The 18,186-nt window shown below is 75.2% G+C and carries 18 protein-coding genes and 1 pseudogene; 11 read left to right on the plus strand and 8 right to left on the minus strand.

From position 1 onward, the window contains the following. Positions 1-195: 195 nt before the first annotated feature. The 6 genes from ACFV0G_RS16790 to ACFV0G_RS16815 all read right to left on the minus strand — a co-directional run bounded on the left by ACFV0G_RS16790 (position 196) and on the right by ACFV0G_RS16815 (position 4,329). Positions 196-891, minus strand: coding sequence for a type 1 glutamine amidotransferase domain-containing protein (locus ACFV0G_RS16790; protein ID WP_380547365.1), 696 nt, complete (start codon positions 889-891; stop codon positions 196-198). Positions 892-1,588: 697 nt separating this feature from the next. Beyond that, positions 1,589-2,311, minus strand: coding sequence for an SDR family NAD(P)-dependent oxidoreductase (locus ACFV0G_RS16795; protein ID WP_380547368.1), 723 nt, complete (start codon positions 2,309-2,311; stop codon positions 1,589-1,591). A 62-nt stretch (positions 2,312-2,373) separates the two neighbouring features. Next, positions 2,374-2,991, minus strand: coding sequence for a TetR/AcrR family transcriptional regulator (locus ACFV0G_RS16800; RefSeq protein ID WP_380547371.1), 618 nt, complete (start codon positions 2,989-2,991; stop codon positions 2,374-2,376). A gap of 102 nt (positions 2,992-3,093) precedes the next feature. After that, on the minus strand, positions 3,094-3,396 hold the full coding sequence (locus ACFV0G_RS16805) for a muconolactone Delta-isomerase family protein (protein ID WP_380547374.1): 303 nt from the start codon (positions 3,394-3,396) through the stop codon (positions 3,094-3,096). 31 nt (positions 3,397-3,427) lie between these two features. After that, positions 3,428-3,799: a YybH family protein gene (locus ACFV0G_RS16810; protein WP_380547377.1), complete on the minus strand. Its 372-nt coding sequence runs from the start codon at positions 3,797-3,799 to the stop codon at positions 3,428-3,430. Positions 3,800-3,888: 89 nt separating this feature from the next. Continuing rightward, positions 3,889-4,329, minus strand: coding sequence for an NAD(P)H dehydrogenase (locus tag ACFV0G_RS16815; protein WP_380547380.1), 441 nt, complete (start codon positions 4,327-4,329; stop codon positions 3,889-3,891). A 426-nt stretch (positions 4,330-4,755) separates the two neighbouring features. Between ACFV0G_RS16815 and ACFV0G_RS16820 the strand changes: the two genes are divergently transcribed. The 5 genes from ACFV0G_RS16820 to ACFV0G_RS16840 all read left to right on the plus strand — a co-directional run bounded on the left by ACFV0G_RS16820 (position 4,756) and on the right by ACFV0G_RS16840 (position 9,573). After that, a complete protein-coding gene (locus ACFV0G_RS16820; RefSeq protein WP_380547383.1) occupies positions 4,756-5,673 on the plus strand; it encodes an SCO1860 family LAETG-anchored protein in 918 nt (305 codons plus the stop codon). A 181-nt stretch (positions 5,674-5,854) separates the two neighbouring features. Next, positions 5,855-6,877, plus strand: coding sequence for a glutamine synthetase GlnII (gene glnII, locus ACFV0G_RS16825; protein WP_380547417.1), 1,023 nt, complete (start codon positions 5,855-5,857; stop codon positions 6,875-6,877). 91 nt (positions 6,878-6,968) lie between these two features. Next, complete coding sequence (locus ACFV0G_RS16830) at positions 6,969-8,132, plus strand: M48 family metalloprotease (RefSeq protein WP_380547386.1); 1,164 nt, start codon at positions 6,969-6,971, stop codon at positions 8,130-8,132. A gap of 77 nt (positions 8,133-8,209) precedes the next feature. After that, the gene (locus tag ACFV0G_RS16835; RefSeq protein ID WP_380547389.1) at positions 8,210-8,770 is read left to right on the plus strand and encodes a hypothetical protein; all 561 of its coding nucleotides are present in this window, start codon (positions 8,210-8,212) and stop codon (positions 8,768-8,770) included. After that, on the plus strand, positions 8,767-9,573 hold the full coding sequence (locus tag ACFV0G_RS16840; protein WP_380547392.1) for an MOSC domain-containing protein: 807 nt from the start codon (positions 8,767-8,769) through the stop codon (positions 9,571-9,573). The genes ACFV0G_RS16835 and ACFV0G_RS16840 overlap by 4 nt, the downstream gene beginning before the upstream one ends. Here ACFV0G_RS16840 and cobC read toward each other — a convergent pair. Beyond that, positions 9,560-11,044 carry an Rv2231c family pyridoxal phosphate-dependent protein CobC gene (cobC, locus tag ACFV0G_RS16845; protein ID WP_380547395.1) on the minus strand — a complete coding sequence of 495 codons (1,485 nt, stop codon included), beginning with the start codon at positions 11,042-11,044 and terminating at the stop codon, positions 9,560-9,562. The two genes, ACFV0G_RS16840 and cobC, sit on opposite strands and share 14 nt — an antisense overlap. 220 nt (positions 11,045-11,264) lie before the next feature. On the opposite strand from cobC, the gene ACFV0G_RS16850 reads away from it, so the two are divergent. Genes ACFV0G_RS16850 through ACFV0G_RS16865 form a run of 4 tightly spaced genes read left to right on the plus strand, consistent with a single transcriptional unit; the run spans position 11,265 to position 15,690 of the window. After that, positions 11,265-12,143 carry an alkaline phosphatase family protein gene (locus ACFV0G_RS16850; protein ID WP_380547398.1) on the plus strand — a complete coding sequence of 293 codons (879 nt, stop codon included), beginning with the start codon at positions 11,265-11,267 and terminating at the stop codon, positions 12,141-12,143. A 5-nt stretch (positions 12,144-12,148) separates the two neighbouring features. Then, positions 12,149-13,447: an MFS transporter gene (locus ACFV0G_RS16855; RefSeq protein WP_380547401.1), complete on the plus strand. Its 1,299-nt coding sequence runs from the start codon at positions 12,149-12,151 to the stop codon at positions 13,445-13,447. Next, a complete protein-coding gene (locus tag ACFV0G_RS16860; protein WP_380547404.1) occupies positions 13,444-14,463 on the plus strand; it encodes a TolB family protein in 1,020 nt (339 codons plus the stop codon). Before ACFV0G_RS16855 ends, ACFV0G_RS16860 begins: the two co-directional genes overlap by 4 nt. Before the next feature lie 36 nt (positions 14,464-14,499). Further along, positions 14,500-15,690, plus strand: a complete 1,191-nt coding sequence (locus ACFV0G_RS16865; protein ID WP_380547407.1) for a hypothetical protein — start codon at positions 14,500-14,502, stop codon at positions 15,688-15,690. A gap of 16 nt (positions 15,691-15,706) precedes the next feature. Here ACFV0G_RS16865 and ACFV0G_RS16870 read toward each other — a convergent pair whose 3' ends face one another. After that, on the minus strand, positions 15,707-16,216 hold the full coding sequence (locus ACFV0G_RS16870; RefSeq protein ID WP_380547411.1) for a GbsR/MarR family transcriptional regulator: 510 nt from the start codon (positions 16,214-16,216) through the stop codon (positions 15,707-15,709). A gap of 90 nt (positions 16,217-16,306) precedes the next feature. Here ACFV0G_RS16870 and ACFV0G_RS16875 point away from each other — a divergent pair, with 90 nt between their 5' ends. Together ACFV0G_RS16875 and ACFV0G_RS16880 are read left to right on the plus strand one after the other, a co-directional pair. Next, positions 16,307-17,251: an ATP-binding cassette domain-containing protein gene (locus tag ACFV0G_RS16875; protein WP_380547414.1), complete on the plus strand. Its 945-nt coding sequence runs from the start codon at positions 16,307-16,309 to the stop codon at positions 17,249-17,251. Continuing rightward, a pseudogene (locus ACFV0G_RS16880) lies at positions 17,248-18,186 on the plus strand (ABC transporter permease); the annotation flags it as partial. The gene ACFV0G_RS16875 and the pseudogene ACFV0G_RS16880, both read left to right, overlap by 4 nt.

Consider the following 18,186-nt stretch of genomic DNA (forward strand, 5'->3'; position numbering starts at 1 on the left):
CCACCCAACCGGGGGGGCGCGCTGGCCCCCCCCCCGCTCGGGGGCCGCCCGCCCTCCCCGGTGTCGCGCACCCCCCCCCCCCCCCCCGCGGGGGGGGGCCGGGGGGGGGACGAGTGAACCGGCGCCGCGGCGCTCCGGTGTGACGGATCGTTCGCGCAGGACGCCGCGGGCGCCGGCGGAGCCGAGACCGTGTTCCTAGGACAGGATCTCCAGCAGCCGGTCTGCCAGGATCGCCGCCGAGTGGGGGTTCTGCCCGGTGATGAGGTTGCGGTCCTCCACCATGTACGGCTCCCACATCGGGCCGCGGCTGAAGTCGACGCCGAGCTTCTCCCGCAGTTCGGTCTCCAGCAGCCACGGCGCCCTGGAGGCCAGTCCGACCGCCTCCTCCTCGTCATCGGTGAAGCACGTGATCCGGTAGCCCTTGAAGGGCGACTCCCCGTGGATCCTGGTGGCCAGCATGGCGGAGGGGCCGTGGCACACGATCGCGAGCGGCCGACCCGAGGCCAACTGGGCGGTCAGCAGCCGGCCGACGTCGGCGTCGAACGCCAGGTCCGCCATCGGGCCGTGGCCGCCGGGCAGGTACACCGCGTCGTAGTCCTCCAGACGGACGTCCGACAGCCGGAGGGGCCGCCGCATGGCCTCGGCGGAGCGGATGATCTCCTCCAGTTCGAGGGCGCCCTTCTCGCCTCCCGCCATCGCGGGCCGCAGGCTCATCATGTCGACGGTCGGGACGACGCCGCCGGGCGTCCCGATCACGACCTCGTGGCCGGCCTCGGTGAGTCTCCGGTACGGCATCGCGAATTCCTCGGCCCAGTAGCCGGTCGCGTACCTGGTGCCGTCCTTGAGCACCCAGTACGTCGCACCACTGACGATGAAGAGCACCTTCGCCATTGCGTCACCTCGTCCCCGAGCGATCGTGGGGGGATCGGACCGGGTTCCAGCCTAGGCACGCCGGTGCGCGCACGCATGTGAACGGCGCCTCCACCGCGCCTCCGGCGGCGTGCCCGGGTCAGTACCGGTCGCCCACCGGGGCCGGGACGGCGTCGAGCTCGGCCAGGTGCGCCGCGGACAGCCGGACGTCCGCGCTGCCCGCGTTGTCGACCAGGTACTCCGGGGTCTTCTGCCCTGTCTGTGGTGTGAGGCGGATCGTCCCGGCGGCCGGTAGTCGACCGTTCGGCTGTTCGGACGGTAGGCGGCGGGGCGGGGGGAGTCAACGCTCGCCGGGGCCCGGGCCGGGACGTGGTTCCTCGCGCCTGGGAGGCCCGAACTCCCAGTCCGGGTCGGTGCGGTGGGGCGGCGCGGCGGCGGCCGGGGGCGTGCCGAGGCAGGGCCTCCCAGCAGGGAGGAAGCCGGTCGTGGCGGCGTTGGAGGAGAGCGATGACGCAGCGATACCGCAGGAGCGGCGCAGCGGACCGGGCGATCGAGGCGGGCCGCGCCCGCTTCCACGGGCTGCCCGAGCGGGTCCGACCCGAGGACACGTTCATCTCGGTCCCGGTCCCCGGCCGGGCCGGGGAGGCGTACGACCACGACGCGTGGCTGGTGCGCAACGTCTGGTGCGGGAGCCTGTGTGAGGCCGGGCGACGGGTCGTCAGTGGCCCGCGCTCTGCCCGCCGTCGACGTGGAGGATCTCGCCGGTCACGAAGGGCGCGTTCTCCAGGAAGACCACCGCGTCGACCACGTCGCGGACCTCGCCCGGGCGGCCGAGCGGATGGAGCCGGGCCAGCGCCTCGCGGTCGGCGCCGGCGTTCAGGGGCGTCGTGATCACCCCGAGCGAGACCGCGTTGGCGCGGATGCCGTGCGCCGCGTACTCGATGGCCAGGCCCTTGGTCGCGGCCTGCAGGCCGCCCTTGGTGAGTGAGGCCAGCAGGGCCGGGGCGGCGGACCGGGGGTGGTCGACGAGGGACGTCGTGACCTGGACGATGTGACCGCCGCGGCCCTGGGCGAGCATCTGCCGGACGGCGAGCTGGGTGAGATGGAAGAAGCCGTCGAGGTTGACGGCGGTGACCGCCTCGTACTCGGCCGGGGTGTACTCGGTGAACGGCTTGCCGATGAAGATCCCGGCGTTGTTGACGAGCGTGTCGATCCGGCCGTGGCGGTCGAGCGCGGCCGCGACGACGCGCTCGGCGGCCGCCCGGTCGGCGACGTCGGCCCGGACGGTCAACAGATCGGCCTCGTCGGACGGTTCGATGGTGCGCGAGGTGGCGACGACGGCGTAACCCAGCCTGCGGTACGCCTCGACCAGGCCCGCGCCGATGCCCCGCGAGGCGCCGGTGACGACGGCGACAGCGGGAGACCCTTCGGCTTCCTCCATGCCCCGAAGCTACCAACGGGCCGGGAACCCACAACTCGGACGCGACGGGTGCGGCGGCGCGGTCAGGCGCCGGCCGGCGCCGGCGACGGGCGGGCACCCAGCAGCGCGAGGCTGTTCGCCCACACCGCGCCGAGCCGGGAAGGGCTGTTGTACAGCTTCGCGAACAGCACCTGGCCCTCGAACTGCGCGACGACGGACCGGGCGGCCGCACGGGTGTCCGTGACGGTGGCCTCGCCGCGCAGGACGGCCTCGGCGACGACCGACTCGATCATCTCGACCTGCGATTCGAAGATCTCCTGAAGGCGCTCGCGGACCGCCTCGGCCTGATTGCTCATCTCCAGCGAGAGATTCCCGAACATGCAGCCCGACACGGTGCCGCAGCTCTCCATTCCCGCCCGCTGACGGGCCTCGGTCGCCTCGAAGAGCTGCCGCAGCCGCTCCAGCGGTTCCGCGTCGCCGTTCAGGATCCGGGTCCAGCCGATCCGCTCCTCGGCCCAGTGCTCGTCGAGCACGGCGAGCGCCAGGGCTTCCTTGGATTCGAAGAAGTAGTAGAAGCTGCCCTTCGGGACCCCTGCCGTCTTGCAGATCTCGGCCACGCCCAGGGCGGAGTAGCCGCGCATCTCCATCAGGGAGTGCGCAGCGGCGAGGATCTTCTCTCTGGCATCACTCGTCCGCCCCATTCGCCAAGTATATGACCGGTCGGCTAGTTCAGGGGCGGACTGTTCTGGAATCGCCGGACGGCCCCGGCCGGCCGGGTCGGCCGGCCGCGGCCCGTGGGGTGCTCAGGCGCTCGGCCCGGCCGGGCCCGGGTCGTTCGGGTGCGGGGCGACGGCGGTGATCCGGTCGGTCATGAACGGGTGCAGCGGCAGTGTGCCCAGCACCCGTTCGCGCAGGTCCGCCTCGTCGTCGGCGCGCCACAGGCCGATGCTGCGCATCTCGCCGACCGGGCGCCACAGTCGGACCAGGTGGCCGTCGGCAGCGAGTTCCTTGGCGCGGACGGACTCGGCGGCGCGCAGCCGGTCGATCTCCGCCTGCTCCATGTCGTCGGGGAAAACGGTCCTCAGTTCGACCAGGAATTCCTTCACGGCTCTCTCCTCGGGTGGTGTCGGGGAATCGTCAGTCGAGCTTGGAGACCTGGTAGTGGCTGATGGCCCAGCCCGACGGGGTGCGGGTGAGCAGCACGCTGAGCCACACGTTCCGGGTCGGCCGGTCGGTGAAGGAGAAGTCGACGGCCAGATAGGCGAGGACGGTGTCGTCGGCCACCTGGCGGGTCTCCAGGACGGTGTACTGCGCCTTCATGCCGAGCGGCTGGGAGGCGTAGTACTCGGCGATGCCCTCGCGGCCGACGGTGTAGGGGTGCAGGCCCTGGAAGATCGCGTCCTGCGTGAAGCGGGACGCGACCCGCTCCGGCTCGTGGTTGTCGACCGCTGCCCTCCAGTCGTCCATCACCCCGCGGACGATGTCCTCGTGTGCGGATGTGGTCGTCATGCGCGTTCTGCCTTCCGCTCAGTGGCTGCTGCTGTCCGAGTCTGCGGCCGGAACGGGGGGTCCGCTCGGTCGCACGGGTGGGTGGCTGTTCAGGCGCCCTTGACGAGCGAGGCGATCCGTACGACCCGCTCGGCCTGGACGCGGGCGGCGTTGCGGGTGGCGTCGTCGACCGGGAGGGTGCCCTGTCCGTCCACGTGCGAGGTGCCGTAGGGGTTGCCGTCGGCGAACTTCGCCGGATCGGTGAATCCGGGCGCCACCAGGATGCCGCCGAAGTGGTGGACGGAGGTGTACAGCGACTGCAGCGTGGTCTCCCGGCCGGCGTGCGACGTCGCCGAGGACGTGAAGCCGCTGTAGACCTTGTCGGCCAGCCTGCCCCGCGCCCACAGCCCGCCCAGGGTCTCCATGAACTGCTTGAGCTGGGCGGAGACGTTGCCGAAGCGGGTCGGGGTGCAGCACAGTTCCCGGGCGATCTCGGCGGTGGTTCCGGTGGAGGAGTAGTAGACGACGGCGACCTTGACGGGGGTGGTCATGGTGGCGGGCTCCGTTTCGCGTTCCTGGGTGGCCCGTGCCGTTCGGGCCGGGATTCAGCAACATAGACGACCGGTCGCCTATTTCCTCCGGTCGTGGTGGGACGGAGAACCTCCCACGTGTGCGCCCGGGGCTCCCGCGGCAGTCCGGGTGTCCTCGGCGGGGCCTCAACGACTCGGTCGGTGAGGGTCGTTGAGCCGTCCGCGAGCGCCCGGACGCGGATGTGTCAGCGACTGTCGTCAACCCTCACTCAAATGAGTGAACTGACGCTCCGTGGTGCTGATGTGACGGATTGTTCGAGTGAGACTGAGTGTCAGTCGAGAGCACGAGCCCCTTCCCCCGCCCTCGGTGCGCGCTTCCCGGCTGCGCCCGTGCGGGGTGGTTCCGGCGGCCTGCTCTGCCGAAACGATTCTGTGGGGGTACCCGTCATGCCGTCCCTGTCCTCCGTGCGCTCCGCGTCGTCCCTGCGCTCCGCCGCGGCCCTCGGCCTGGTGGCCTCGGCCCTGGCCGCCGGGCTGCCCGCCACGGCGCACGCCGCCGGCGCCGCGGGCTCGCCGGGCAGCGCCCGCGCGGTCACCGCCGAGCTCGCGCTGGACGTGTCGCTGCTCAACAAGGCCGTCGACGTGCCGGTGAACGTCTCGCTCAACAAGGTGCAGACCCCGGCCGAGCGCAACGACGCCATGCTGACCGCCAAGGTCGACGGCGTCGACAAGGGGCACCCGGTCACCCTGGTCAAGGCGGAGGTCGGGAAGTCGGTCACGCACGCCGACGAGCACGGCACCTCCGCCTCGGTCACCCTCGCCGGGGCCGACGTGCACGCCCCCGGCCTGCCGCTGACCACCCTGCTGGGCCTCCAGGCGCTGAGCGCCGAGGTGAGCTGCCCGGTCGACGGGCAGCCCACCGCGAAGGTGACCTCGCCGGTGCGGCTCACCGTGCTCGGCAAGTCGGTCTCGGTCGGGCTGAACAGCCCCACCCATGTGGTCGTCCCCGCGGTGGGCACGGTAGACGTGGAGTTCTCCAAGAAGACGGTCACCTCCTCCTCCGCCGCCGCCTCCGCGCTGGAGGTGGCGGTGGACGTCAACCCGCTGAACCTGAACGTCGCCCGGGTGACCGGGAAGATCACCGTCGCCTCGGTCTCCTGCGAGAAGCCCGTCCCCGCCTCGCAGTCCGCTGCGCCGTCGCCGACCCTGGCCGGCCGCCCGACCCCGGCGGCCGGCGGGTCGCTGGCCTACACCGGCAGCAGCGGCACCGGGGCGATGGTCGGCGGCGCGGCCACCCTGCTGGCGGCCGGCGGCGCCGCGCTCTGGATGACCCGCCGCCGTCGGGCGCACGCCCGGCGCCGCTGACCGCGCTCGCCGCGGATCGTCCCACCGGCGCGCTCGCATGCTGAGACGTGCACTCTCCGACCGTGAGCGGGTCGGCGCGGACGGTTGGTTCACACGGGCGTTACATAGGAGGAACAACCGGGAAACGGCGGCTTGCAACGCTACGCGGGCACCCACCACCCAAGCAGTGAGGTTCACCGCAATGGCGATCAAGGCCGAGTACATCTGGATCGACGGCACCCTGCCGACCGCGAAGCTCCGCTCCAAGACTCGGGTGCTGCCGAACGCGGACAAGATCCCCACCTGGGGCTTCGACGGCTCGTCGACCAACCAGGCCGAGGGCCACGCCTCGGACCGCGTGCTCGAGCCGGTGAAGGTCGTCAAGGACCCGATCCGCGGCGGTGACAACATCCTGGTGCTGTGCGAGGTCTTCGAGATCGACGGCACTCCGCACGTGTCCAACACCCGTGCGAAGCTCCGCCCGATCGCCGAGCAGTACGCCGCTCAGGAGTCGATCTTCGGCATCGAGCAGGAGTACACCTTCTTCAAGGGCTCCCGCCCGCTCGGCTTCCCCGAGGGCGGCTACCCGGCCCCGCAGGGCGGCTACTACTGCGGCGTGGGTGCCGAGGAGGTCTTCGGCCGCGAGATCGTCGAGCTGCACCTCGACCGCTGCCTGGACGCCGGCCTGGCGATCTGCGGCATCAACGCCGAGGTCATGCCCGGCCAGTGGGAGTTCCAGATCGGCCCGGTCGACGCGCTGACCGTCTCGGACGACATGTGGATCGCCCGCTACCTGCTCTACCGCACCGCCGAGGAGTTCGGCATCGACGCCACCCTGGACGCCAAGCCGGCCAGGGGCGACTGGAACGGCGCGGGTGCCCACACCAACTTCTCCACCAAGGCGATGCGCGAGGGCTACGAGGCGATCATCACCGCCTGCGAGTCGCTCGGCGCCTCCCAGGAGAAGGTGCTGGAGCACGTCAACCAGTACGGTGACGACATCCAGTCCCGCCTGACCGGCAAGCACGAGACCGCCCCGTGGAACGTCTACTCCTACGGCGTCTCCAACCGCGGTGCCTCCGTGCGCATCCCGTGGCAGGTCGAGGTGGAGCAGAAGGGCTACATCGAGGACCGCCGCCCGAACGCGAACGTCGACCCCTACGTCGTCACCCGCCTCCTGATCAACACCTGCTGCGAGGCGCTGGAGAAGGCCGGCCAGGTCTGATCCGCCCAGCACGCCGACGCCCGCCGTCCTCTTCCCGGTCTCCCCGGTGAAGCAGGGCGGCGGGCGTGCGTGCTGCCCCTACTGTGGTGCCATGGCGGACGACTTCACCCCTGCCGAGCGGGCCCGCGGCCGGGCCCTGCGGCAGGCCCAGCTGCCCTGGCTGCTCGGCGGCATGCTGGCCGGCCTGGCCCTCACCCTGCTGCTCGGCCTCACCCCGGCCGGCGCCGCGCTGGTGACCGCGGCCGGCGACCTGTTCGGCGGGTCCCGGACGGCCCAGGTGCTCGGCGGCGCGACGGCCCTCGTCCTGCTCGGCCAGCTGCTGCGACTGCCGTTCGCCGCCCGGGTCAGGGTGGTCCGCGCCCGCTACGGACTGGTCACCCAGGGCTGGGCTGGCTGGGCGGTGGACGCCCTGCGCGGCCTCGCCCTGACGCTGGCCCTGGCCCTGCCGACCGCCCTCGCGCTCTACGCGCTGACCCGCCGGTCGCCCACCGGCTGGTGGCCGCCGGCCGCCGGCCTCGCGGCGCTGCTCGTCCTCGCGCTGTCCTTCCTGCACCCGCTGGTGATCGAGCCGGTGTTCAACCGCTTCACCCCGATGGCCGAGGGGCCGCTGCGCACCGCGCTGCTGGAGCTCGCCGAGCAGGACGCCGTCACCGTGCGCGAGGTGCTGGTCGCCGACGCCTCGCGGCGCACCACCGCCCTCAACGCCTACGTCTCCGGCCTGGGTTCGACCCGGCGGATCGTCGCCTACGACACCCTGCTCGCCACCGCCGAGCCGCGCGAGGTCGAGCTCGTGGTCGCCCACGAACTGGGCCACGTCAAGCACCGCGACGTCGCCACCGGCACCGCGCTCGGCGCGCTCGGCGCGGCCGCCGCGGTCGCCGTCCTCGGGCTGCTCACCGCCTGGCAGCCGCTGCTCGCGGCCGCCGGCGCCGACAGCGCCGCCGACCCGCGGTCGCTGCCGCTGTTCGCCGCCCTGACCGCGCTCATCGGCACGCTCAGCGGCCCGCTGCAGGCCGCCGCCAGCCGCCGCATCGAGGCCCGCGCCGACCGCCACGCCCTCGAACTCACCGGCGACCCGGACCACTTCATCGCCATGCAGCGGCGCCTCGCGGTCGCCAACGTCTCCGACGTCGACCCGCCCCGGCTGCTGGAGCTGCTCCTCGCCACCCACCCCAGCGCGACCCGCCGGATCGCCGCGGCGCGCGCCTGGCGGCCCGCCGCGCCCGCCGCGCCGACCGCACCCGCCGCGGGCTGAGGGCCGCCCGCGGAAATCCGGTGGCGGCCCGCCGCCCGGGCCGTCGAGAATCCGCCCTACCGGACGGGGGAGGGGCGATGACGGAGCTCGATGCAGGCGACGACGGGCGGCCGCTGCTGCTGCTCGACGTGGACGGCCCGCTCAACCCGTACCGGGCGAAGCCGCAGCGCCGCCCGGAGGGCTGTCTCACCCACCGGGTCAGGCCGGCCTCCTGGATCGCCCGGCACCCCGGGACCCCGTCCGCGTACGTGAGGCCGCTGCGGCTCTGGCTCAACCCGGAGCACGGCCCGGCGCTGCTCGCGCTGCCCTACCGGCTGGTCTGGTGCACCACGTGGATGGACGAGGCCAACGAGTGGATCGGCCCGCGGATCGGCCTGCCGCGGCTGCCGTACATCGCCTGGCCGCGGATGCACCACGGCGACCCGGACGGGCTGCACTGGAAGACCCGCGAGCTGGTCGCCCGGGCGGCCGGCCGGCCGTTCGCCTGGGTGGACGACGAGATCGAGCCGCAGGACACCGCGTGGATCGCCGAGCACCACCCGGCGCCGGCCCTCACGCTGCCCGTCGACCACCGGCACGGCCTGCGGGCCGACGACTTCGCCGCGCTGGCCGCCTGGGCCCGGACGGCAGCCGCGTGAGCGGCGCGATGACCGTGCTCGGCCTGCACCGGTACCCGCTGAAGTCCGCCCTGGGCGAGCCGCTGGCCGCCGCCCGGATCACCGCGCGCGGCATCGCCGGCGACCGGGTCCGCGCCCTGCTGGACACCGGTACCGGCCGGATCGCCAGCGCCAAGAACCCGCGGCTGTGGAGGGCCCTGCTCACCGCCTCGGCGACCACCGCTGAGGACGGCTTCGTCCGCGTGCTCGGCCCGGACGGCCGGGAGCTCGACGAGGGCGGCTTCACCGCCCTGCTGGGCCGCCCGGTGCGCCTGGTCGACACGCCGCCGCCCGGCGCCGAACTGGAGCGCGCCGTGCCGGAGGAGGTGCTCGCCCACGGGCCCGACCGGGAGGTCCCGGTCACCATCGGCGGCCTGGGCCGGGCCGCGCCGCCCGGGACCTTCGTCGACTTCGCCCCGCTGCACCTGATCACCACGGCCACCCTGGCCGCCGTCGGCGGCGCCGCGCAGGCCGCCCGCTACCGCCCGAACCTCGTGGTCGACACCCCCGGCGCCGCCGCCTTCACCGAGAACGCCTGGGTCGGCCGCGAACTACGGATCGGCGCCACCGTCCGGCTGGCCGTGATCGCGGCCAGCCCGCGCTGCGCCGTCCCGACGCTGGCCCACGGCAGCCTGCCGCCGGACCCGGCGGCCCTGCGCACGCTGGCCCGCCGCAACCGCGTCGTCCCGCTGCCCGGCCTCGGCCCGCTGCCGTGCGCCGGCGTCTACGCGACGGTGGTCACGGGCGGGACGGTCGCCGCGGGGGCCCCGGTCAGCCTCGGCTGACCTCCGCGAGCGCCGCCAGGAAGCGGTCGCTGGTCGCCGGGTCGCGCACCGCGATCCGCAGCCAGTCGGCGCCCAGCCCGGGGAAGGTGTCGCCGCGCCGCACCGCGAAGCCGGCCGCCCGCAGCCGCTCGCGCACCCCGGCCGCACCGGCCAGCTCGACCAGGACGAACGAGGACCGCGGCTCGCCGTGCACCCGCAGGCCCGGCACCGCCGCCAGCCCCGCCAGCAGATGGGCGCGGTGCTCGGCGCCCGCCAGCGCCGCCGCCTCGGCCTCGGCCAGCGCGGCCGGCGCCGAGCAGACCTCGGCGGCGGCCAGCGCCGGGGTGGAGACCGGCCAGAGCGGCTGCGCGGCGGCCAGTTCGGCGATCAGGCCGGCCGGAGCGAGGACGTAGCCGATCCGCAGGCCGGCCAGGCCCCAGGTCTTGGTGAGGCTGCGCAGCACCACCACCCGGCCCGGCAGGTCGCGCCGCCCGGCCAGCGTCGCGCTCTCGCCGGGCACGGTGTCCATGAACGCCTCGTCCACCACCAGGGTGCGGCCGGGCCGGGCGAGCGCCGCGACGGAGTCCGCGGGGTGCAGCACCGAGGTGGGGTTGGTCGGATTGCCGAGCACCACCAGGTCGGCCTCCTCGGGCACCGCGCCGGCGGTGAGCCGGAAGCCGTCGGCGGGCCGCAGCAGGGCCCGGTGCACGGCGTGCCCGGCGTCCCGCAGGGCCGCCTCCGGCTCGGTGAACTGCGGGTGGACGACGACCGCGCGGCGCGGCCGCAGGGTGCGGGCGAGCAGCACGAAGGCCTCCGCGGCGCCCGAGGTGAGCAGCACCTCGTCGGCCGGGCGGCCGTGCCGGGCGGCCACCGCGGCCCGCGCGGCGCCCTGGTCGGGGTAGGCGGCGAGGCCGGTGAGGGTGGCGGCGAGGTGGGCGCGCAGCCAGTCGGGCGGGGTGCCGGTGCGGACGTTCACCGCGAGGTCCACCAGTCCGGCGGCGCGGACCTCGGCGTCGCCGTGGTGGCGGAGGTCGGGTTCGGCGGTCACGGCGTCACTCCCGGGGGCGGTGGCGGGGCGGTGGGGCGGGGCGGTCGGGCGGTGGGGCGGGGCGGCGCACCGGGCGAGGGCCACGGTGGCCCGCGTGGACGCCCGTTTGGGCACCACCAGCCGTCCGCCCGGTGCGCCCGCCAGGGCGGCGGCCTCGGCGACGCCGGGGGTGCCCACGGCGGCGGCCACCGCGGCGGACGGGTGCGGGACATCGATCGCGGCGAGCACCGCGGCCGGGTAGCCGGTCAGCGGCACGCCCAGCGCGGCGGCGGCCGCGGCCAGTCCGGGTTCGGCCGCGCGGGCCTCGATCGTGGCCAGCAGCACGAGGGCGGCGCGGTCCAGCCCGGCGGCGGCCAGCGCCTCGTCGAGCAGCTGCAGGACGTCCTCGGCGGGAGTGCCCGGGCGGGCGCCGACGCCGGCCACCAGGGGGCCGTCCAGCTCCACCGACATCCCCTCCGACCCCGTCCGCACTGCCCCGAAATCCCATCACGGGCGGATCTTGCGGGTCAATCGGGACGGGTGTGACATGGGGAATAGCCGCTTGTCGCCGGGCCGTCGGCTGTTCTTCTGCTCTTCATGTGCGGGGCGCGGCCCCGTCAACCGCGGCGAGCCTAGGGTTTGGGCGCTCGATCCCCCAACTGTCGCCCCTCGTACGGAGGACAGCATGACCCCGAAGCGCACCCGGCGCGCCCTCGAGGCACTCGCCAGCACCGTCGCCCTGGCCGCCGGCTCGCTCGGAATCTGGGCCGCCAACGCGGCCACCGCCCAGGCCGCCGCCCTGCCGACGCCCGACCACGTGGTGGTCGTGGTGATGGAGAACCACGCCTACTCGCAGATCATCGGCAGCTCCGGCGCGCCGTACATCAACAACACCCTGAAGGCGGGCGGGGCCAACCTCACCAACTCCTTCGGCATCACCCACCCCAGCGAGCCGAACTACTACGCGCTGTTCTCCGGCTCCACCCAGGGCCGCACCGACGACAGCTGCGTCGGTGTGGGCTCCCTCTCGGCCGCCAACCTCGGCTCGGAGCTGATCGCCGCCGGCAAGACCTGGGCGAGCTACAACGAGTCGCTGCCCAGCCAGGGTTCGACCGTGTGCAGCAGCGGCAACTACGCGCAGAAGCACAACCCGTGGTTCGGCTTCTCCAACGTGCCGACCAGCAGCGCGTACACCTTCGCGCAGTTCCCGACCGACTACACCACCCTGCCGAAGGTCTCCTTCGTGGTGCCGAACCTGTGCAGCGACATGCACGACTGCTCGGTCTCCACCGGCGACACCTGGATCAAGAACAACCTGGGCGCGTACGCGGCCTGGGCCCAGACCCACAACTCGATCCTGGTCGTCACCTTCGACGAGGACAACAAGCTCTCCGGCAACAAGATCCCGACCGTGCTGTACGGCCAGCACGTCGCGGCCGGCTCCTCGTCCGCCACCACCTACAACCACTACAACGTGCTCCGCACCCTGGAGGACCTGGCCGGCCTGTCCGCGCACGCGGGCAACGCCGCCTCCGCCTCCGACATCACGGGCATCTGGAACTGACGCCCGTGTACCTCGCGGACTCCCGCAGCAAGGCCGCCGTCGCCCCGGGCACCAGCCCGGGGCGGCGTGCCGCCGCCGTCCCGGGCACCGTCCTGGCGCTCGGCGCGGTCAGCCTGATCACCGACGTCTCCTCGGAGATGGTCAGCGCCGTCCTGCCGCTGTACGTGGTGGCGGGCCTGGGCCTGTCCCCGCTCGGCTTCGGCCTGCTCGACGGCATCAACAACGGCGTCGGCGCGCTGGTGCGCCTCGTCGGCGGCCACGCCGCGGACCGCGGGGACGGCCGGCACAAGACGGTCGCCGGGATCGGCTACGCCCTGTCGGCCGCCTGCAAGCCGCTGCTGCTGCTCGCGCACACCGTCCCGCTGATCGGTGCGGTGCTCGCGGTGGACCGCACCGGCAAGGGCCTGCGCACCGCCCCCCGGGACGCGCTGATCTCGCTCGCCACCGAGCCCGAGCACCGCGGCCGCGCGTTCGGCGTCCACCGGGCGATGGACACCACCGGCGCGCTGCTCGGCCCGCTCGCCGCCTTCGCCCTGCTGCGGGCGGCGGTCGACGGCTACGACGCGGTCTTCGCGGTCTCCGCCTGCGTCGCCGCGATCGGCGTGCTCGTCCTGCTGCTCTTCGTCCCGGCCCGGCCGTCGGCCGCCCCGGCCCCCGAGCGCCGCCCGTCCGCCCGCGACGCGATCGCGCTGCTGCGGCTGCCCGTGCTGCGCCGGCTCACCCTGGCCGCCGTCGTGCTGGGCCTGACCACCGTCTCCGACGCCTTCCTCTACCTGCTGCTGCAGCGCCGCCTCGCCCTGCCCGCCCACCTCTTCCCGCTGCTGCCGCTGGGCACGGCGGCCGCCTTCCTGCTGCTCGCGGTGCCGTTCGGGGCGCTGGCCGACCGGCTCGGCCGGCGCCGGCTCTTCCTGGCCGGGCACCTGGTGCTGCTCGGCGGGTACGCCCTGGTGCTGGCCCCGCTGCACCGCGGCTGGGTGGCGCTCGCCGTGCTGCTGCTGCACGGCTGCTTCTACGCGGCCACCGACGGGGTGCTCGCGGCGGCGACCGCCGGCGCCGTCCCGCCGGAGCACCTGGGCGCCGGGCAGGCGCTGGTGGGCACCGGGCAGGCGCTGGCCCGGTTCGCCTGCTCGCTGGCGTTCGGCGCCGCCTGGTCGGTCTGGGGCGGCCAGAGCGCGCTGGCCGGCGCGGCCGGCTGCCTGGCCGTCGCCGCCTGCGCCGCCACCGCGCTGGTCCGCGACCCCCGGACCGGCGACCGCACCGACCCCGCTACCGGCCCGCGGGCCGCCGAGGAGCACTCCGCATGACGAGAACCGCCCGCCTGATGGTCCTGCTGGCCGCCGTGCTGCTGCTCGGCGGGGTCGGCACGGTCGCGGTGCTGCACGCCGCCGACCGCTCCGGGCGCAAGGACCAGGAGCAGGCGGGCGGGCCCGCCGTCCACCCCGGCACGGTCACCCTGCGGCCCGGCGGGCACCAGCTGCTGTTCCGCTCGATGGCCTGGGGCCCGCACCGCGACGAGATCACCGGCGTGCCCGCCGACCGCCCGGACGGGCCGCGCACCGCCTCCGGGCTGACCTGCCTGCGCTTCCACGCCGCCGCCGGCACCGGGATCTGCCTGCAGGCCGAGCACGGCGCCCTCACCGACACCTACCGGGCGGTCGTGGTCGACTCGTCCCTGCACGAGCTGCGGCACTTCCCCGCCGCCGGCATCCCGACCCGCTCCCGGGTCTCCCCGTCGGGGCACCTGGCGGCCTGGACGGTCTTCGTCAGCGGCGACTCGTACGCCGGCACGAACTTCTCCACCCGCACCTCGATCGTCGACACCCGCAGCTGGCGGTACGAGGACAACCTGGAGACGTTCACCGTCCTCAGGGACGGCAAGCCGCTGAACGCACCGGACCTGAACGTCTGGGGCGTCACCTTCGCCGACGACGCGCACTTCTACGTCACCGTCGCCACCGGCGGGAAGACCTACCTGGCCCGCGGCGACCTGGCCGCCCGCACCCTGACGACCCTGCACGAGAACGTCGAGTGCCCCTCGCTCTCCCCGGACGGCACCCGGATCGCCTACAAGAAGCGCGTCGCGGGCGCGTCCCCGGACGCCCCCTGGCGGCTGTACGTGCTGGACCTGGCGACCATGACGGAGAGCGCCACCGCCGAGCAGCGCGACGTCGACGACCAGGCCCTGTGGGCCGACGGCCACACCCTGGTGTACGCGCTGGCCGGCGACTACGGCGCCGACCTGTGGACGGTGCCCGCCGACGGCAGCGGCGCCGCCGCCGTGCTCACCCGCTCCGCGGTCGCCCCCGCCTACCTCGGCTGACACCCGCCCTCCCGCCGGGCGGACCGCAGTGCCATCATGATCGCCTCACCGAAGGGGTGGATCATGGACGAGGGCGCACAACTGCTGCCGGACGAACGGGTGCTGTGGACGGGGCGGCCGGGGCGGACGGGTCCGTCCGGCACCGCGCTGGCCGCCGCCGCGGTGCTGCTCGCGATGGGCGCCGCGATGACCGGGCTGGTCGTGGTGCAGTGGGGCGCGGAGGTCGACCGGACGGGCGCGGCCCGGGCGTTCGTGGTGGCGGGCTGGTGCCTCCAGCTCGGCGCGCTGCTGTACCGGCTGCTGGTGAGCGGGCCCGCCGTCCGCCGCACCGAGCAGTACACGGTGACCGACCGGCGCCTGGTGGTCCGCGGTGCGGAGGGCACCGACGCCTGGTGGCTGGACGCGCTGCCGGAGCCGCGGCTGCGCGGCTCGGACGTGGTGCTCGGCGGCGCCGGCACGGGCCTTGCCGCGGTCGTCGCGGAGCTGCTGCGGACGCCGTCCGCCGCGCCGCTGCCGGTCCTGCGGGCACCCGAGGACCCGCAGGGCGCGCTGGCGGCCCTTCAGCAGGGCCGGGCGGTCGCGTGCAGGCCGCCGGCCGCGGCGCCCGAACCGGCCGCCGGGCCCGCTCCGGAGCTGCCGGCCGGTTTCGCGCCGGCTGCCCGGGAGCGCGTGCTGTGGACGGGCCGGCCCGGCGCCGTCCGCTGGTGGTACGGCCCGTACGAGCTCGTTCAGGCGCTGTCGGCCGTGGCGGCCGCCGGGTTCGCGGTGGCCCTCGGCCTCGGCACCGAGCCGGTCTTCCTGGTCGTCACGGCGCTGTTCGCGCTCGGCGCGCTGTGGCTCGGGCCGGGCGCCCTGGTGCTGCGCCGGCTCCGGGCGCCGCGCACCGTCCACGTGCTGACGGACCGCCGGCTCGTGAGGGTGCGCGGGGCGGGGCCGCGCGGGTCCGCGTCGGTGCCGCTGGCCGGTCTCGCGGCGCCGCGGGTGGCGTACGGCGCGGTGGTGCTGGAGCCGGTCGAGGCGGCCGCCCGCGGGGTGGGGCGGCGGGGCGCGCAGGAGGTCCTCCTGGTCGGTCTCGACGACCCGGACGAGGTGGCGCGGACCGTCGCGCAGGCCCAGCTTGCCGTCCGGGGGCGGTACGTCGCCCCGGCCGGGCCGGTGCCGCCGGAACAGGCCGGGCGTCCGGAGGGGGAGGACGGCGAGGACGGCGCCTGGAACCGCTGGACCTGACGGTGCGCCCGGCAGGTCAGGGCGCCTCGCGCAGCACGGTGCGGCGGTCGTGCCAGCGGGCGAGCAGGCCGGGCAGCTCGGCGCGCATGAAGGCGAAGAACTCCAGCGACTCGGTCAGCCGCGCCCCGGCGGGGGTGTCGGCGCCGAGCGCGTCGATGCCCTCGCGCAGGCCGGCCTCCCAGCGCACCAGCTCCCGGTCACGGCGCATCGAGGCCTCGTACCAGGCGTCGTCGTGCACCCGGTAGCGGTCCCGGCGGGAGCCCGCCTCGCGTTCGCGCCCGACCAGGCCGACCTGGGTGAGGAAGCGCACCGCGCCGGACACCGCGGCCGGGCTGACCTGCAGGGACGCGCCGATCTCGGCGGCGGTGAGGCGGCCGGAGTCGGCGGCCAGCAGGGCGGTGAAGACCCGGGCGGGCATCCGGGGGAAGCCGGCGTCGGCCATCACGCCGGCGAAGCGCTCGATGAAGGCGCCGACCGCCGCCTCGTCCCGTTCCACCGCGCGCTCTCCCGTCCCCGGTGCGATCACCGGCCCATCCTCGGGCACCCGGCAACCGTTCCCGAAATCCTCGGTATTCACTAACTTCACGAATCTGTGAAACAAGAGTACGGTCGGGCCATGACGACCGCCATCTCCGTGACCGGCCTGGTCAAGAACTTCGGCCGGACGCGCGCCCTCGACGGGCTCGACCTCACCGTCGCCCGCGGCGAGGTGCACGGCTTCCTCGGGCCCAACGGGGCGGGCAAGTCCACCACCGTCCGCGTCCTGCTCGGCCTGCTGCGCGCCGACGGCGGCACCGCCCGGCTGCTCGACGGCGACCCCTGGCGCGACGCGGTGGCCCTGCACCGCCGGCTCGCCTACGTCCCCGGCGACGTCACCCTCTGGCGCAACCTCACCGGCGGCGAGGCCATCGACCTGCTCGGCCGGCTGCGCGGCGGCCTCGACCCGGCCCGCCGTGCCGAGCTGCTGGAGCGCTTCGAGCTCGACCCCACCAAGAAGGGCCGCGCCTACTCCAAGGGCAACCGGCAGAAGGTCGCACTGGTCGCCGCGCTCGCCTCCGACACCGAACTGCTCGTCCTCGACGAGCCCACCTCCGGACTCGACCCGCTGATGGAGGAGGTCTTCCGCGGCTGCGTCCGCGAGGAGCGCGAACGCGGCCGCACCGTGCTGCTCTCCAGCCACGTGCTCTCGGAGGTCGAGGCGCTCTGCGACCGGGTCAGCATCATCCGGGCCGGCCGCACCGTCGAGAGCGGCACCCTCGCCGAGCTGCGGCACCTCACCCGCACCACGATCGACGCCGAACTGGCCGGCCCGGCGCCCCGGCTGGAGGGCGTCCACGGCCTGGTCGCCGAGGGCACCCGGCTGCACTGCCAGGTCGACGCCGACCGGCTGGACGGCGTGCTGCGGGCGCTGACCGCGGTCGGCGTCCGGAGCCTGACGAGCCGTCCGCCCACCCTGGAGGAGCTCTTCCTGCGCCACTACGGCCGCCCCGACGGCGACCCGGCCGACCCCGCCGACCCCTCGGGCCCCGCCGGCCCCGCCGCACCGGCGGTGGCCCGGTGAAGGCCTACGCCGGCACCGGCATCCTGCTGCGCCTCGCGCTGCGCCGCGACCGGATCGTGCTGCCGGTCTGGCTGTACGCGCTGACCGCCTCGGTGGCCTCCACCGCGTTCTCCTTCCGCACGCTGTACGGCACCGCCGCCGAGCGGCAGGCGTTCGGCCTGGGCATCGCCTCCAACTCCTCGCTGCGCGCCCTCTACGGGCCGCTCCACGACGCGAGTACCGTCGGCGGGCTGACGGCCTGGCGGATGGGCGCCTTCGGCGCGGTGCTCGCCGCGCTGATGAGCATCCTGCTGGTGGTCCGGCACACCCGCGCCGAGGAGGAGGACGGCCGGCTGGAACTCATCGGGGCGGGCGCGGTCGGCCGCCGTGCCCCGCTCACCGCCGGCCTGCTCGCCGCCGCCTGCGCCGACCTGCTGCTCGCCGTCCTGGTGTCCGGCTGCCTGATCGCCGCCGGACAGGCCCCGGCCGGCTCGCTGGCCTTCGGCCTCGCGCTCGGTGGCAGCGGCCTGCTCTTCGCCGGCGTCGCCGCGGTGGCCGCCCAGGTCGCCGGGACGGCGCGCGCCGCCAACGGCATCGCCGGCACCGTCCTCGCCGCCGCGTTCGTTCTGCGCGCGGCCGGCGACGCGGGCCCGCACCGGGTGGTGCTGCTCTCGCCGCTCGGCTGGGCCGAGGAGGTCCGGCCGTTCGCCGGCGACCGCTGGTGGCTGCTGGTGCTGTCGGGCGCGGCCGCCGCCGCGGCGGTGGGCGCCGCGTACCTGCTGGTGGAGCGGCGCGACCTCGGCGCGGGACTGCTGCCGCAGCGCCCGGGGCCCGCCGCCGGCGCCCCCGGGCTGCGCACGGGGGGGGGCCGCGCCCGGGGGGGGGGGGGGGGGGCCCCGGGCGGGGGGGGGGGCGGGGGGGCGGGGGGGGGGGCGGGGGTGGGGGGGGTCGCGCTG

Source organism: Kitasatospora sp. NPDC059571, from assembly GCF_042735675.1.
GTDB lineage: Bacteria > Actinomycetota > Actinomycetes > Streptomycetales > Streptomycetaceae > Kitasatospora.

Bases quoted from the DNA above. Each gene is read 5' to 3' on its own strand.
- ACFV0G_RS16790 (WP_380547365.1), bottom strand. From the start codon at position 891: ATGGCGAAGGTGCTCTTCATCGTCAGTGGTGCGACGTACTGGGTGCTC.
- ACFV0G_RS16795 (WP_380547368.1), bottom strand. From the start codon at position 2,311: ATGGAGGAAGCCGAAGGGTCTCCCGCTGTCGCCGTCGTCACCGGCGCC.
- ACFV0G_RS16800 (WP_380547371.1), bottom strand. From the start codon at position 2,991: ATGGGGCGGACGAGTGATGCCAGAGAGAAGATCCTCGCCGCTGCGCAC.
- ACFV0G_RS16810 (WP_380547377.1), bottom strand. From the start codon at position 3,799: ATGACGACCACATCCGCACACGAGGACATCGTCCGCGGGGTGATGGAC.
- ACFV0G_RS16815 (WP_380547380.1), bottom strand. From the start codon at position 4,329: ATGACCACCCCCGTCAAGGTCGCCGTCGTCTACTACTCCTCCACCGGA.
- ACFV0G_RS16820 (WP_380547383.1), top strand. From the start codon at position 4,756: ATGCCGTCCCTGTCCTCCGTGCGCTCCGCGTCGTCCCTGCGCTCCGCC.
- glnII (WP_380547417.1), top strand. From the start codon at position 5,855: ATGGCGATCAAGGCCGAGTACATCTGGATCGACGGCACCCTGCCGACC.
- ACFV0G_RS16830 (WP_380547386.1), top strand. From the start codon at position 6,969: ATGGCGGACGACTTCACCCCTGCCGAGCGGGCCCGCGGCCGGGCCCTG.
- ACFV0G_RS16835 (WP_380547389.1), top strand. From the start codon at position 8,210: ATGACGGAGCTCGATGCAGGCGACGACGGGCGGCCGCTGCTGCTGCTC.
- ACFV0G_RS16850 (WP_380547398.1), top strand. From the start codon at position 11,265: ATGACCCCGAAGCGCACCCGGCGCGCCCTCGAGGCACTCGCCAGCACC.
- ACFV0G_RS16860 (WP_380547404.1), top strand. From the start codon at position 13,444: ATGACGAGAACCGCCCGCCTGATGGTCCTGCTGGCCGCCGTGCTGCTG.
- ACFV0G_RS16865 (WP_380547407.1), top strand. From the start codon at position 14,500: ATGATCGCCTCACCGAAGGGGTGGATCATGGACGAGGGCGCACAACTG.
- ACFV0G_RS16875 (WP_380547414.1), top strand. From the start codon at position 16,307: ATGACGACCGCCATCTCCGTGACCGGCCTGGTCAAGAACTTCGGCCGG.